Source organism: Rhodococcus sp. NPDC057014, assembly GCF_042673295.1.
Classification (GTDB): domain Bacteria; phylum Actinomycetota; class Actinomycetes; order Mycobacteriales; family Mycobacteriaceae; genus Rhodococcus_F.
In genome coordinates this window covers 1-14425 of the sequence record NZ_JBHUSF010000236.1, presented here as the reverse complement: position 1 = coordinate 14425, position 14425 = coordinate 1, and the positions used below count along the sequence as shown (strand labels likewise).

The window sequence follows — 14425 nt, the reverse complement described above, 5'->3', positions numbered from 1 at the left end:
GGCGACCGTGACGTGGGCTCCGCGGGCGGCGAGTGCCCGGGCGCAGGCCGCGCCGATGCCGCTGGCGCCGCCGGTGACGAGCGCGGTGCGCCCGGCCAGATTCTGTTCGGTCATGCCCGGACCTCGTTCTTCGCGTCCGCGGCCTTCTCGTCCGCGAGGATCTGCGCGTCCGCCGCGTCGATCGACTCGAGCGAGATGCCTTTCGTCTCGCGGGCGACGACGACGGCGACGGCGGTGATCAGGCAGGCGATCGCCAGGTAGATCGCGATCGGAACGGCGGAGTCGTACTTGCTGAGGAGGCTGGTCGCGATGATCGGCGCCAGCGAACCGGCCACGATCGACGTCACCTGGTAGCCGAGGGAGACGCCGGAGTACCGCATGCGCGTCGGGAACATCTCGGCCATGATCGCCGGCTGGCCGGCGTACATGAAGGCGTGGAACACCAGGCCGATGATGATCGCTCCGAGGATGACGGCGTTGTGCCCGCTGTTCATCATCGGGAAGGCGAAGAAGCCCCACGTGCCCGCGGTGAGCGCGCCGATCATGTAGACGGGACGGCGGCCGATGGTGTCGGAGAGCCGGCCGACGAGCGGGATTACCGCGAAGTGCACGGCGTGCGCGATCAGCATCCACCACAGGATCTGCGCGGTGTCCGTGTGGACGACCACCTTGAGGTAGGTGATCGAGAACGTGACCACCAGGTAGTACATGACGTTCTCGCCGAAACGCAGGCCCATCGCCGTCAGCACGCCGCGGGGGTAGCGCCTCAGTACCTCGAAGACGCTGAACGACGTCTCCTTGATGTGCTCGGCTTCCTTCTGCGCCTGGATGAAGATCGGCGCGTCCGTCACCTTCGTGCGGATGTAGTAGCCGACGAGGACGATCACGGCCGACAGCCAGAACGCGACACGCCAGCCCCAACTGAGGAAGGACTCGTCGGACAGCGTCGTCGTGAGGATCAGCAGGACCACGGTCGCGACGAGGTTGCCCGCGGGCACACCGGCCTGCGGCCACGACGCCCAGAAGCCGCGGGATTTGTCGGGGCTGTGCTCGGCCACCAGCAGCACCGCGCCGCCCCACTCGCCGCCGACGGCGAATCCCTGGATGAAGCGGAGCGTGACGAGCAGGGCGGGGGCCCAGTACCCGATCTGGCCGAAGGTGGGCAGGCAGCCCATCAGGAACGTGGCCGTGCCGACGAGCAGGAGGCTGAACTGCAGTAGTTGCTTGCGGCCGAACTTGTCGCCGAAGTGACCGAAGACGATGCCGCCGAGCGGCCGGGCGACGAAGCCCACGGCGTAGGTCACGAACGCCGCGATGATCGCGTCGAGTTCGTTGCCCCCGGCCGCGAAGAAGACCTTGCTGAACACGAGCGTCGCCGCGGTCCCGTAGAGGAAGAACTCGTACCACTCGACGACGGTGCCGGCCATGGATGCGCCGACCACCTTCTTCAGCCCGGACGGCGGGGCTTCCTTCGCGTGCGCTGTTTCGTCGACGCTCATCTGTCGCTCCTCTTCACACTCCGCACCCTTTTGTGACTGGGGGCACAGTTCATTGGTCCTGCCGAGTATTGATGCATATTTGTGCGCACACAATGACGCAACCTGCAACCCGCATGTGCAAGTATGCAGAAGTGACCCCGGAAACGTCCATGCCCAGCGCCGACGACCTCCTCGTCCTGCTCGCTGTGGGGCGGACCGGCCGCTTCAACACCGCCGCCGACGACCTGGGGGTCAACCACACGACCATCTCGCGCCGGATCGCGAGTCTGGAGAAGAGCCTCGGCGGCAGGGTCCTCGTGAAGGCCACCGGCGGGTGGGAGCTCACCGACCTCGGGCGGCAGGCGCTGACCGCAGCCGAACGCGTGGAGGCCGCCGTCCACGGACTCGTCGCCGAACCCGGGGGTGCCGACCACCTGAAGGGCGTCGTGCGCGTGTCGGCGACCGACGGGTTCAGCGCCTACATCGCGGCGCCCGCGGGCGCGCTGATCCGCAGCAGGCACCCCGACGTGTCCGTGGAGATCGTCGCGATCACCCGCCGGGCGTCGCAGCATCGCTCGGGACTCGACATCGAGATCGTCGTAGGCAAACCGCAGGTGCACCGGGCGGAGGCGCTGTGGCTGGCCGATTACACCCTCGGCCTGTACGGCGCGCGGTCGTATCTGGCCGAACACGGCACCCCGACGCGGGTGAGCGATCTGGCCGATCACTCACTCGTCTACTTCATCGACTCGATGCTCCAGGTCGACGAACTCGACCTGGCGCGCCGCCTCACCGTCTCGATGCGCGAATCGGTGACGTCGACCAACGTGTTCGTGCACGTCGAGGCCACCCGGGCGTCGGCAGGCATCGGGCTGCTGCCGTGCTTCATGGCCGACCGCCACGACGACCTCGTGCGGGTGCTGCCCGGGCAGGTCGAGGCCACGCTGGCGTACTGGCTCGTGGCGCGGCCCGAGTCGCTGCGACGACCGGAGGTCGCGGCGGTGGTGGGGGCGATCCGGGAGACGGTGGAATCGCAGCGGGACGCGTTGGCGGGGGAGTGAGCAGCTCACGCTAGCGTCATGGGGTGCGTCCCGAATCCCAGCGGTCCAACATCCAGACCTTCCACGTGATGGACGTGTGGAAGGCCGCCACCGAACGTCAGCGCACCCACGGCGACGTGCTGACGCTCGCGGCAGGGCAGCCGTCCACGCCCGCGCCGCAGCCGGTGCTCCGCGCGACGCGGGAAGTGCTCGACGGGCACCTGCTCGGCTACACGGAGACGTTCGGGATCCTGCCGCTGCGGGAGGCGATCGCCGGATATCACGCCGGCAAATACGGAATCGACGTCGACGCCGAGGACGTCGTCGTGACCACCGGTTCCTCCGGCGCGTTCACGCTGCTGTTCCTCGCCGCCTTCGACGTCGGCGACACCGTCGTGGTCGCCCGCCCCGGCTACCCGGCCTACCGGAACACGCTCGCCGCGCTCGGCTGCAACGTCATCGAGATCGACTGCGGAGCCGACACCCGGTTCCAGCCGACGGTCGCGATGCTCGACGCCCTGCCCGAGCCGCCCGCCGGGCTGATTGTCGCGAGCCCCGCCAACCCCACCGGCACCGTCATAGACCCCGGCGAACTGGCCGCCCTCGCCCGCTGGTGCGACGCCCACGGGACGTTGCTGATCTCCGACGAGATCTATCACGGCATCGGATACGGCGAGCAGGCGATGACCAGTTCGTGGGAGACGTCCCGCGAATCCGTCGTCGTCGGCTCGGTGTCCAAGTACTTCTCGATGACGGGCTGGCGGCTGGGCTGGATGCTGGTCCCCGAGGGGCTGCGCAGGCCGTTGCAGCGGCTGGCGTCGAACATGACGGTGTGCCCGCCCGCCATCTCGCAGTACGCGGCGATCGCGGCGTTCACCGAGGAATCGAGGGCCGAACTCGACGGCCACGTGCAGCGCTACGCCGTGAACCGGGAGCTGCTGCTGACCGGTCTCCCGGAGCTGGGCATCGCCGACCTGGCGCCCGCCGACGGGGCGTTCTACGTGTACGCCGACATCATGCACCTGCTCGGCGGAACCCACGGCGCGACGTCGACGGAATGGTGCTCGCGGCTGCTGCAGGACACCGGTCTGGCGCTGGCCCCCGGCATCGATTTCGACACCGTCCACGGAGACAAGACCGTCCGGTTGTCGTTCGCCGGATCCACGGCCGAGGTCCGGGAATCCCTGGTGCGACTGGGCCGCTGGCTGTAGCCGTAGTTCGCTCTTGCGGCGGCGTCGCAGCAGTTGTTCGATGGACTTGGGCGCACTGCGTGTTCGGGCGCGCCAGGCAAGGAGAACGGCGATGCTGTACGTCGCGTTGCTCGCATTCGTGTTGTGGGTCCTGTGCTTCGCAGACGCCGTCACCACCGACGACGACCAGTTCCGGAACCTCTCGAAGGAGGGCTGGCTGGTGATAGTACTGCTGCTTCCGCTCGTCGGCTCGGTGCTCTGGCTGGTGGCCGGGCGGCCGCAGAAGATTCCTCGTGATCGGCTGCCCGCCGACCCGGAGGAAGCCGAGTTCGTGCGGCGGTGCCGCGAACGTGCGGAGGAACAGCGCCGGCAAGGTTTCCCAGGGCACGACCAGGAATAGAAGGCCTACACTGTGGCTAGGATTACAGTGTTACAAACCAGGCGCGAGGCGACGACATGAGCGACATCAGTCATCCACAGCCACCCCTTCCTGGCGGAGTCCGCATCGGGACCGTGGAACGGGAGCAAGCCGCGGCGGCACTCGCCGACCATTTCGCAGCCGGGCGGCTCGAGACCGACGAGTTCGACGCGCGGGTGCGGGCGGCGTATCTCGCCAAGACCGCCGGCGACCTCGTGCCGCTGTTCGCGGACCTTCCGGACAAGCAGCGCTTCACGTCCGAACCCGAACGGGTGCGCGTGCGACGCGACCCGGGTCGGGAGGCGGCGGCGCTGCGGGTACTCGTGTTCGTGGTGGCGATCCTCGCCGCGATCCTGTGGGTCGCGTTGGTCCGCGTCCCCCCGCTCGTCTTCCTGCCCATCGTCTGGCTCGTGCTCGCCCGGCGCAGCTTCGGACGGCGGTCGTGCCGGGCGTGGTGAGGGTCTGACTCGGGCCGAGAACTGGCGAAAACTACCGCGAGGTCGGTTGTGGCTCCCGTACTCTGACAGGCAGGTTTGACGCCGTCGAGCGATCGAGGAGCCACGATGACCAGCAGAATTGTGCGCTGTGCGAGCCTGATCCCGATAGTCGCGGCCTCCGCGCTGCTGCTGGGCGGATGCGGTTCCGACAGCAGCGAGACCCCGTCGACGTCCGCCAGTGCCACGATGTCGGCCACCGCTGCGATGACGTCGTCGCCGACCGCCACGAGCGCGGCAGGGGCCGCGGCGGTCACCAAGGAACAGGCGGAGCAGACCGCGCTGGCGACGGTCCCGGGCGGCACGGTCGTGAACTCGGAGCAGCAGCAGCGGGACGGTAAGCCGGTGTGGCACGTCCACATCCGCGACGCCAAGGGCTGGGACTACGACGTGAACGTCGACGCGGCGACCGGCACCGTGGTGTCCGACAGCCAGGACGGGCAGACCACCACGACGGCCGCACCCGCCCCGCCCGCCGGCGCGGTCACCCAGCAGCAGGCCGAGCAGATCGCCCTCGCGACGGTCCCGGGCGGGACGGTCGCGAATTCGGAGCAGCAGCAGCGGGACGGTAAGCCGGTGTGGCACATTCACATCCGCGACGCCAAGGGCTGGGACTACGACATCAACGTCGACGAGGCGACCGGGGCCGTCCTCCCCGACAACTGACCGCGGTGGGTAGAACGACGCAGATGACCGTCTCGGGAAGATGGGTACGTTGCCCGATGCCCGGACGGTGACGTCGCCCTAGCGTCGTGGTCATGGTCACCACGTCAGTTCGCGTGTCACGCCCCGGCTTCCAGCGGTGGGCGGCCCGCGCGGGTGTCGCGGGTCCGGTGTTGTTCACCGCGGGATTTCTCGTCCAGGAGGCAGTGCGCCGAGAAGACTACAGCCGGGTCGCCGACCCGATCAGTGCTCTCGAGGCGGACCCGCGCGGATGGATCCAACAGGTGAATTTCCTGGTCTTCGCCGTGCTGCTGACGATCTTCGCGATCGGACTGCACCGCGGCATCGCGACAACGCGGTACGGCTGGGCCGGGCCCGCTCTGCTCGGCGTGGCGGCGGTGGGGCTGATACTCGCCGCGGTGTTCCCGTTGCGCGAAGATCCGGCAGGGGAGCCCTACGACCCGGGCCACCACGTGATCGCGGGGGTCACGTTCTTCTCGTGCAGCGCCCTCGCCCTGGTGGTGCTGTCGCGCCGGTTCGCCGCCGATCCGCGGTGGCGCGGCCTGGCGCGGTACGTCGGGATCGCCGGAATTCTCGGTCTGGGCTGTTTCGTGGTGCTCGGCCGGTTCGCGATGCCGGGCGGCGCACCGTTGCACGAGGTCGCCGGGCTCCTCCAGCGGATGACACTGCTCGTCGTGACGTTCCCGGCGCTGGTGGCGATCGCCCTGCGGCTCCGTCGCCTCGCCTGCCGGCCTTCGGCACTCACCCGGTCGTGAACACCGGCATCTGCACCCGTGTCAGGCAACTCGTGTCGTAATCGCCGGTCGGCTGCTCGAGGAATCCGACCGTGACGGCCGGGGCGCAGTCCGAGGACTGCAGCACGTCGTGGCCGAGCCCGGGGAACTCGAGCACCTCGGACCGCGACAGCGTGCCGGCAGCGGTGCGCGCCTGCGACGGCGGAGTAACGGCGTCCAGCGATCCGGTGAGGAGCAGGGTCGGCACGTCACTACCCGTGGGCTCGTGCACGCGGGCGCCGGACGCGGGCACGTCCCAGACGTCGCAGTCGTCGAAGATCCGGGCCGCCTGCGGCACCAGCGACAGCACCGCGTCCGGGAAGTCCGGAAGCACCCGCTTCGCGGTGGCGGCAACCCGCCCACGGTCGGTGAACGCCGTCTGCTCACCGCAGAACACCCCGAACGTCAGTCCGTAACCGATGAGGTCGGGCGGCGTCACCGTGCCGAGCAGCGCGGTCGCGGCCGGGACGCCGTCGCCGGTGGCGGTCGCGTGGACGAGCGCCGGGAGTCCGGCGTAGTTGCCCGGCGCGAGGCTCTGCTGGATGACCAGATTCGCGAACGTGTACCCGTCGAGCACGACGCGCCTGCCGGACAGGTCGACGGTCAGCGGAGCGACGGCCAGGCGGTTCACGGTCGCGGTGAACTCGTCCGCCAGGCCCGGGTAGGCCGCGGCGCACGCAGGCTGCGCCGCACACGCGTCGAACAGTGCCCGGTAGCCCTCGGCCGCGCCCGGCCAGAAGCCCTCGATGATGTTGTTCTGCGTCGGCACGACCGAGTCCAGCACCACGCTGCGGATGCCGTCCGGGTGGTCGCGGAGCACGGTGAGCGCGAGGTCGGTGCCGTACGAGACGCCGTAGACGTTCCACTCGCCGAGGCCGAGAGCCACCCGCAGATCCGCGACGTCGGCGGCGTTCTCCGCGGTGTCGTACGCGCCGAGGTCGTAACCGCCTGCGGAGACCCGGTCGCGGCAGGTCCGGGTCGCCTCCACGCCGAGCGGTGCGGTCGCCGGATCGAGCGGGCTCAGACCCGTCTGCGCCGCCTGGAACTCGTCGATCTCGGGGCATGCCAGGAAAGGGTCGGAATGCATGGTGCCGCGCTGGCCGAGGAACAGGACGTCGCGGTCCCGGTTCAGCCCGAGCGGTGCGACCTGGGCGGCGCTCGCCGACGCGGGCCCGCCCGGACCTCCCGTGAGGTAGACGAGAGGGTCGGGTCGCGGGGTCGCGGACGTGGCACCGAGCCGCGTCACGGCCAGGTCGATGCGTCGCCCGTCCGGACGGGAGCGGTCCTCCGGCACGGTCAGGGTGCCGCAGCTGAACTCGGCGCCGAGGTCCAGTTGCGGCAGTCCCGGGACGTTCGGCGACGGGCACGCAGTGGCGGTGAACACGGGCACCGGATCGGGTGCCGGATCGCCGGTGGACCCGCACGCAGGCGCCAGGACCATCGGCGCCGCCGCCGCGCATCCCAGGGCCAGCATCCGCACCGACACCCGCATCGTCCCGACGCTACGCGGCTGCGCGCCGCCACCCACATACTTCGCGGTCTGTCGCCCAATCTGCCCTGGTGCGGCACCCGCGGCTGGCAGGATGAATTGGTGTCATCCGCGGCAACTCCGAAGGGCGAACGGCGCCGACAGGCGCTGGTCGAGGCTGCCGCCGATCTCCTTCTCGAGGGCGGATTCGACGCGGTCCGGCACCGCTCGGTGGCCACCCGCGCCGACCTTCCGCTCGCGTCGACCACCTACTACTTCGAGTCTCTGGACGACCTGATCGCGAAGGCCGTCGAATGCAACGGCAACCGCGACCTCGCGGTCATGCGCGGCCGGGTCGAGGACGTCACGCACCGGCGCCGCGGCCGTGAATCGACGGTCGACCTCCTCCTCGACCTGCTCGTCGGACCGGCCCTCATCAGTGAGGACTGCCGCGAGAGGCTGATCTCCCGGTACGAGCGGTTCACCGCGTGCGCGCGCCGCCCCGAACTGCGCGAAGTCCAACTGCGGTTGCGCGCGCAACTGGACGACGTCCTCACCGAGGCGCTGCGGCGCTCCGACCGCGACGTCCGGCAGGAGCAACTCCGGCGGCTCGTCGCCGTCGTCGACGGAGCCGTGGTCACCGCGCTCGGCGAGCACGACCCCGACCTGCGGGCACTCGCCCGGGCGATGCTGCTCGACGTCGTCGACGTCGTCGCGCCCGCCCTCGACCGGCCGGACCACGTCGAGCTGTAGCGCCGCCGTAAACTGAGGACTCGTGAGCCGCATCCCGAACGTCCTTGCCAACCGTTACGCCAGCCCCGAACTCGTCGAGTTGTGGTCGCCCGAGCACAAGATCGTCCTCGAGCGTCAGCTGTGGCTCGCCGTGCTGCGGGCCCAGGCGGAACTCGGGATCGACGTGCCGGCCGAGGCGCTCGCCGACTACGAGCGGGTGCTCGAGCAGGTGGACCTCGACTCCATCGCGGACCGCGAGCGCGTCACCCGGCACGACGTGAAGGCCCGCATCGAGGAATTCAACGCCCTCGCCGGCCACGAGCAGGTTCACAAGGGGCTGACCAGCCGCGACCTCACCGAGAACGTCGAGCAGCTGCAGGTCCTGCGGTCGCTCGAGCACGTCCACGCACACGGTGTCGCGGTCGCGGCCCGGCTGGCCGAGCGGGCCGCCGAGTACAGCAGCCTCGTCATGGCAGGCCGGTCGCACAACGTCGCGGCGCAGGCCACCACGCTCGGCAAGCGGTTCGCGTCCGCCGCCGACGAACTGCTCGTCGCGCTCACCCGCCTGCGGGAGCTGATCGACCGCTACCCGCTGCGCGGCATCAAGGGCCCCATGGGCACCGCGCAGGACATGCTCGACCTCCTCGACGGCGACGCGTCCAAGCTGGAGGCGCTGGAGCAGAAGGTCGCCGAACACCTCGGCTTCTCGCACGTGTTCACGAGCGTCGGGCAGGTGTACCCGCGGTCGCTGGACCACGACGTGCTGTCCGCGCTGGTGCAGGTGGCGGCAGGGCCGTCGTCGTTCGCGCACACCATCCGCCTGATGGCCGGCCACGAACTGGTCACCGAGGGTTTCCAGCCCGGCCAGGTCGGGTCGTCGGCGATGCCGCACAAGATGAACACCCGATCCTGCGAGCGCGTCAACGGACTGCAGGTCGTGCTCCGCGGCTACGCGTCGATGGCCGCCGAACTGGCCGGCGCGCAGTGGAACGAGGGCGACGTGTTCTGCTCGGTGGTGCGCCGCGTCGCGCTGCCGGACGCGTTCTTCGCGATCGACGGACTCATCGAGACGTTCCTGACGGTGCTCGCTGAATTCGGCGCCTACCCCGCCGTCATCGAGAAGGAACTCACCCGCTACCTGCCGTTCCTCGCCACCACCAAAGTCCTGATGGCGCTGGTGCGCGCCGGAGTGGGCCGGGAGACCGCGCACGAGGTCATCAAGGAACACGCCGTCGCCGTCGCGCTCGCGATGCGTGAGCAGGGCAAGGAGCCCGACCTCCTCGACCGTCTCGCCGCCGACGACCGCCTGCCCCTCGACCGGGCCGCCCTCGACGAGGCCCTCGCCGACAAGAAGGCGTTCATCGGTGCCGCCGAGGCGCAGGTCGCCACCGTCGTGGCGCAGGTGCAGAAGCTCGTCGACGCCAACCCCGAGGCGGCCGCCTACCAGCCGTCCCCCATCCTGTAGGCGGCTCCGCCGCCCGTGCGTGGTTGACGAGTGCCTGCACTCGTTAACCACGCACAAGCACCGGAGGTGCCTACGTGAACTGCATTTTCTGCGAGATCGTGTCGGGCCGTTCCGACGCCAGCGTCGTGCACGAGGACGAGAACGTGATGGCGTTCATGGACATCCGGCCGTGGACGTCCGGACATCTGCTGGTGGTCCCGAAGCGGCACGCGAGCGGTCTCGCCGACCTCGACCCGGGCGACGGCGCGGCGGTGTTCGCGGCGGGGCAGCGCATCGCGACCGCGCTGCGGCACGGGCCGATGCGGGCTCAGGGAGTCAACCTGTTCCTGGCCGATGGGATCGCCGCCGGCCAGGAGGTCTTCCACGTCCACCTGCACGTGGTGCCGCGCACTGCCGGTGACGGGTTCGGGTTGCGCGGAATGCCGAAGTCGCCGAGTCGGGTCGCGCTCGACCAGACGGCGGGCGTCATCCGCTCCTCCCTCTGAGGTGAGTGGCAAAGCGTGCGGGAGCACACTTTGCCGCTCACGTGGGGAGGGGGCCGTTCTCGTCGAAGCGTCGCTCGGTGATGTCGTAGGTGCCGTCCGCACGGACCCGCAGCAGGGTCGACGCCCGCGTCCCGTACTCGCCGTGGCGAATGAACCGGGACGAGAGGGCGCGTTCGAGTTCGGGTTCGACGCCCGTGTCGGGCAGCGCGTCCCACGGCGCCGGGTCGCTGTCGGCGAGCACGTCGAAGTACGCGCCCGGATCCGCGTCGGGGCTGCCGTCGTCCGCGGCGAGCGCGGCCGCGAACGCGTGCTTGCCGCCCGTCACCTTCGGCCACGGGGTGTCGAGTTCGGCGTTGGACAGGCCGTGGACGCCGGGTTCGACGCGTTGCCTGCGACCGTGGGGCCGGTTGGTGACCCACCACAGTTCCGCGGGGTCGCCGACGAGCAGGTTGAAGCTGCCGTATTCGGCGCCGGTCGCGGCCACCTGTTCGGCGTGGTCGGCGGGTGAGAGCAGGCCGCGGAGGTAGTCGACGGGCAGGGCCCCGCGCGACCGTGGCCCGGTGGCGGGGGCGCCGTCGCGGACGTTGGTGACGGCCGCGAATCGAAGGGCGTCGGAGATGCCCATCCACGTTCCGCCTGCGAGCAGATCACGGCCCGCGACGAAGCCGGCGTCCCATCGCTGCAGCGGTTCGGTGGGGCGGGCATAGAACTCGTCGCGGTTGGCCGCGACGACGAGGGGCAGGTCGGGGCGGGTATGCCAGGCGAACAGGACCAGGCACATACGGACGTTTCCTCCTCGGGTATACGGTTGCAGGCCCGAGCGTAGCCGTGCACCCCCTCTGCCGGGCCGAGGACATACCGCTGGCAGGGGAGGCCGGGGTGAGATGCTCCGCGACCTCCGTGAACACCTCGTCAACGGCCCGTTTTGCGACCTGCCTGACAGCTCGAAAAGCGTCTAGGAAAGGATGGAGCCCACCGTGTGACGGCGACGATAGGAATGGACCGGTGACAGAGACGTATGCCGGTGACACGATCCCGGTTTTCTTCCTCTCGGACAGCACCGGGATCAGCGCGGAGACGATGGGCAACGCCCTGCTCCTGCACTTTCCCGACCACCGGTTCGAGAGGACACTGATCCCGTTCATCACCACGCCCGACGACGCCCGCGAGGTCGTCCGCAGGATCGACGCCACGATGGACCGCGGCATGACACCCCTGGTGTTCGTCACGGCCGCGCTCGATGACGTTCGTCACGAATTGCAGCGGACCCGCGCACCGGTGATCGACTTCTTCGACATGCACATGCAGCAGGTCGAGTCCATCCTCGGCACCCGGGGCGCCCGGACCCCCGCGCGCCTGCACGGCGTGGGCGATGTCAAGCGCTACAACGCGCGTATGCAGGCCGTCGAGTACGCGATCGAACACGACGACGGCCAAAGTGTTCGCACGCTGGACAAGGCCGACGTGATCCTGGTTGCGCCGTCGCGCTGCGGGAAGACCCCGACGACCATGTACCTCGCACTGCAACACGGACTTCGTGTCGCGAACTACCCTCTGGTCGACGAGGATCTGGTGAGCACCGACCTGCCACGCCCCATCCTGCATCTGCAGGACCGCTGCTTCGGGATAATCACCACCGCGGCTCGTCTCAGCGCGGTCCGGACGGAACGTCGCCCGGACTCGACGTACGCGTCGCTGCGCCAGTGCGCTTACGAACTCAAGCGTGCGGAGGAGATGTACCGCACGCACGACCTGCCCGTCATCGACTCGTCGGCCAAATCCGTCGAAGAAATGTCCACACTCATCCTGCAAGTGCTCGCACGCAGGGCCCACCGTCACGATTGAGGAGCCCGTCCATGAACAGCAACGTCCGATGGTTCGCCGACCTCGGCCTCGCCGATCTCGAGCAGGTCGGCGGCAAGAACGCATCTCTGGGCGAGATGGTCCGCAACCTGACCAACGTCGGGGTCCGGGTCCCCAACGGCTTCGCGACGACCGCCGACGCGTTCCGCCGATTCGTGAATCAACCGAGCGCTGCGGGCACCGTCCTGGCCGAGAAGATCAGCGCGCGGCTCGCCGACCTCGACACCGACGACGTGCGGGCGCTGGCCGAGGCGGGCCGCGAGATCCGCGCGGCGGTCATGGAGCAGCCGTTCCCGACCGATCTCGAGACCGACATCCGGACGGCGTACGCGGAGCTGTCGGGCGGATCGGACGACGCGTCGTTCGCCGTGCGGTCCAGCGCGACCGCCGAGGACCTTCCGGACGCGTCCTTCGCCGGGCAGCAGGAGACCTTCCTCAACGTGCGCGGCGTCGACGCGATCCTGCAGGCGATGCACGAGGTGTTCGCGTCGCTGTACAACGATCGCGCCATCGCGTATCGGGTGCACCACAAGTTCGACCACGACGCCGTCGCTCTGTCCGCGGGCGTGCAGAAGATGGTGCGCTCCGACATCGGCACGTCCGGGGTCATGTTCACCATCGACACGGAGTCGGGCTTCGCCGACTCTGTGTTCGTGACCTCCTCGTACGGCCTGGGTGAGGCCGTCGTCCAGGGTGCGGTGAACCCCGACGAGTTCTACGTGTACAAGCCTGCCCTGCGCGCGGGCCGTCCTGCGGTTCTCAAGCGCGGCGTCGGATCGAAAGCGACCAAGATGGTCTACACCGCCGACCGCTCGGTCGGCCGGACGACGGAGTTCGTCGACGTCGAGCCCGTGGATCGGCGACTGCTGAGCCTCACCGACGCGGAGGTCGAGGCGCTCGCCCGCCAGGCGCTGCTGATCGAGGAGCACTACGGGCGTCCGATGGACATCGAGTGGGGCAAAGACGGCGTCGACGGCGAGCTGTACATCCTGCAGGCGCGTCCGGAGACCGTGCAGTCGCGGGTCGCGGTGACCGGCCAGCAGCGGTTCCGGCTCAACGAGACCGGCACGGTCCTCGTCGAAGGCCGGGCGATCGGCGCCCGCATCGGAGCCGGCGCCGTCCGGGTGCTCGAATCGGTGGAACAGATGCACGAGTTCCAGGCCGGTGAGGTGCTCGTCGCGGACATGACCGACCCCGACTGGGAGCCGATCATGAAGCGCGCGAGCGCCATCGTCACCAACCGCGGTGGCCGCACCTGTCACGCCGCGATCATCGCGCGCGAACTGGGCATTCCCGCCGTCGTCGGTACCGGTGGGGCCACTCGGTCGCTCACCGCCGGTCGCGAGGTGACGGTCTCGTGCGCGGAGGGCGACACCGGTTACGTGTACGAAGGGCTGCTCGATTTCGACGTCACCGAGTCCTCGATCGAGGCGATGCCCGAGATCAGCACCAAGATCATGATGAACGTCGGTACCCCTGAACAGGCGTTCGCATTCTCCCGCCTGCCGAACAGTGGTGTCGGACTCGCGCGCCTCGAGTTCATCATCAACCGCCAGATAGGTATCCACCCGAAGGCCCTGCTCGACTTCGACGCCCTCGACGGGCCGCTGAAGGAGCAGATCGGTGAGGCTATCGCTGCCTATCCGAGCGCCCGCGAGTTCTTCGTGGACCGGGTCGCCGAGGGCGTCGCGACGATCGCGGCAGCCTTCGCGCCGCATCCGGTGATCGTGCGCATGTCGGACTTCAAGTCCAACGAGTACGCGAAGCTCGTCGGTGGCGAACTCTACGAGCCCGAGGAGGAGAACCCGATGATCGGCTACCGCGGCGCGTCGCGGTACCTGTCGAAGGACTTCGCCGACTGTTTCGCCATGGAATGCGCCGCACTGAAGTACGTCCGCGACGAGATGGGCCTGACCAACGTCAAGATCATGATCCCGTTCGTCCGAACCCTCACCGAGGCCGAAGGTGTCATCTCGCTGCTGGCCTCGCACGGCCTTCGCCGCGGCGAGAACGGACTCGAGGTCATCATGATGTGCGAGGTGCCTTCGAACGCGGTCATCGCCGACGCGTTCCTGGACCACTTCGACGGGTTCTCCATCGGATCGAACGACATGACGCAGTTGACGCTCGGGCTCGACCGCGATTCCGCGCTCGTCGCCGAGTCCTTCGACGAACGTGACCCCGCTGTGAAGCACATGCTCGCAGCGGCGATCTCGGCGTGCAAGGCGCGCGGCAAGTACGTGGGTATCTGCGGGCAGGGGCCCAGCGACCATGTCGATCTCGCCGAATGGTTGCTCGAACAGGGCATCGAGTCCATGTCGCTGAACCCGGACAC

The 14425-nt window shown here is 69.2% G+C and carries 15 protein-coding genes; 11 read left to right on the top strand and 4 right to left on the bottom strand.

Annotated elements, in window-relative coordinates:
• Both ACFTZB_RS32710 and ACFTZB_RS32705 read right to left on the bottom strand, forming a co-directional pair.
• The coding region (locus ACFTZB_RS32710; RefSeq protein WP_378437988.1) for an SDR family NAD(P)-dependent oxidoreductase at positions 1-114 on the bottom strand (114 nt) is incomplete at its 3' end.
• Entirely contained in the window at positions 111-1499 is a 1389-nt protein-coding gene (locus ACFTZB_RS32705; RefSeq protein WP_378437985.1) for an MFS transporter, read from the bottom strand. The genes ACFTZB_RS32705 and ACFTZB_RS32710, both read right to left, overlap by 4 nt.
• Before the next feature lie 149 nt (positions 1500-1648).
• Between ACFTZB_RS32705 and ACFTZB_RS32700 the strand changes: the two genes are divergently transcribed.
• The 6 genes from ACFTZB_RS32700 (at position 1649) to ACFTZB_RS32675 (ending at position 6059) form a co-directional block, all read left to right on the top strand.
• On the top strand, positions 1649-2539 hold the full coding sequence (locus ACFTZB_RS32700; RefSeq protein ID WP_378437983.1) for a LysR family transcriptional regulator: 891 nt from the start codon (positions 1649-1651) through the stop codon (positions 2537-2539).
• Between the two features lie 23 nt (positions 2540-2562).
• Entirely contained in the window at positions 2563-3729 is a 1167-nt protein-coding gene (locus ACFTZB_RS32695) for a pyridoxal phosphate-dependent aminotransferase (RefSeq protein WP_378437980.1), read from the top strand.
• Positions 3730-3820: 91 nt separating this feature from the next.
• Positions 3821-4108: a PLDc N-terminal domain-containing protein gene (locus ACFTZB_RS32690; protein ID WP_378437978.1), complete on the top strand. Its 288-nt coding sequence runs from the start codon at positions 3821-3823 to the stop codon at positions 4106-4108.
• 56 nt (positions 4109-4164) lie between these two features.
• Entirely contained in the window at positions 4165-4584 is a 420-nt protein-coding gene (locus ACFTZB_RS32685) for a DUF1707 domain-containing protein (protein ID WP_378437976.1), read from the top strand.
• 105 nt (positions 4585-4689) lie between these two features.
• Entirely contained in the window at positions 4690-5286 is a 597-nt protein-coding gene (locus tag ACFTZB_RS32680; RefSeq protein ID WP_378437974.1) for a PepSY domain-containing protein, read from the top strand.
• A gap of 92 nt (positions 5287-5378) precedes the next feature.
• Positions 5379-6059, top strand: coding sequence for a DUF998 domain-containing protein (locus ACFTZB_RS32675; RefSeq protein WP_378437972.1), 681 nt, complete (start codon positions 5379-5381; stop codon positions 6057-6059).
• Here ACFTZB_RS32675 and ACFTZB_RS32670 read toward each other — a convergent pair.
• Positions 6046-7569 carry an alpha/beta fold hydrolase gene (locus ACFTZB_RS32670; protein WP_378437970.1) on the bottom strand — a complete coding sequence of 508 codons (1524 nt, stop codon included), beginning with the start codon at positions 7567-7569 and terminating at the stop codon, positions 6046-6048. The two genes, ACFTZB_RS32675 and ACFTZB_RS32670, sit on opposite strands and share 14 nt — an antisense overlap.
• A gap of 99 nt (positions 7570-7668) precedes the next feature.
• Between ACFTZB_RS32670 and ACFTZB_RS32665 the strand changes: the two genes are divergently transcribed.
• The 3 genes from ACFTZB_RS32665 to ACFTZB_RS32655 all read left to right on the top strand — a co-directional run bounded on the left by ACFTZB_RS32665 (position 7669) and on the right by ACFTZB_RS32655 (position 10227).
• The gene (locus tag ACFTZB_RS32665) at positions 7669-8298 is read left to right on the top strand and encodes a TetR/AcrR family transcriptional regulator (RefSeq protein WP_015888636.1); all 630 of its coding nucleotides are present in this window, start codon (positions 7669-7671) and stop codon (positions 8296-8298) included.
• Between the two features lie 22 nt (positions 8299-8320).
• Positions 8321-9742 carry an adenylosuccinate lyase gene (purB, locus tag ACFTZB_RS32660; RefSeq protein WP_378437967.1) on the top strand — a complete coding sequence of 474 codons (1422 nt, stop codon included), beginning with the start codon at positions 8321-8323 and terminating at the stop codon, positions 9740-9742.
• Between the two features lie 74 nt (positions 9743-9816).
• Positions 9817-10227 carry an HIT family protein gene (locus ACFTZB_RS32655; protein WP_378437965.1) on the top strand — a complete coding sequence of 137 codons (411 nt, stop codon included), beginning with the start codon at positions 9817-9819 and terminating at the stop codon, positions 10225-10227.
• Positions 10228-10264: 37 nt separating this feature from the next.
• Here the strand turns inward: ACFTZB_RS32655 and ACFTZB_RS32650 are convergent, their stop codons facing one another.
• Positions 10265-11008: an NRDE family protein gene (locus ACFTZB_RS32650; protein ID WP_378437963.1), complete on the bottom strand. Its 744-nt coding sequence runs from the start codon at positions 11006-11008 to the stop codon at positions 10265-10267.
• Between the two features lie 224 nt (positions 11009-11232).
• Here ACFTZB_RS32650 and ACFTZB_RS32645 point away from each other — a divergent pair, with 224 nt between their 5' ends.
• Positions 11233-12072, top strand: coding sequence for a pyruvate, water dikinase regulatory protein (locus ACFTZB_RS32645; RefSeq protein WP_378437961.1), 840 nt, complete (start codon positions 11233-11235; stop codon positions 12070-12072).
• An 11-nt stretch (positions 12073-12083) separates the two neighbouring features.
• The coding region (gene ppsA / locus ACFTZB_RS32640) for a phosphoenolpyruvate synthase (protein ID WP_378437959.1) at positions 12084-14425 on the top strand (2342 nt) is incomplete at its 3' end.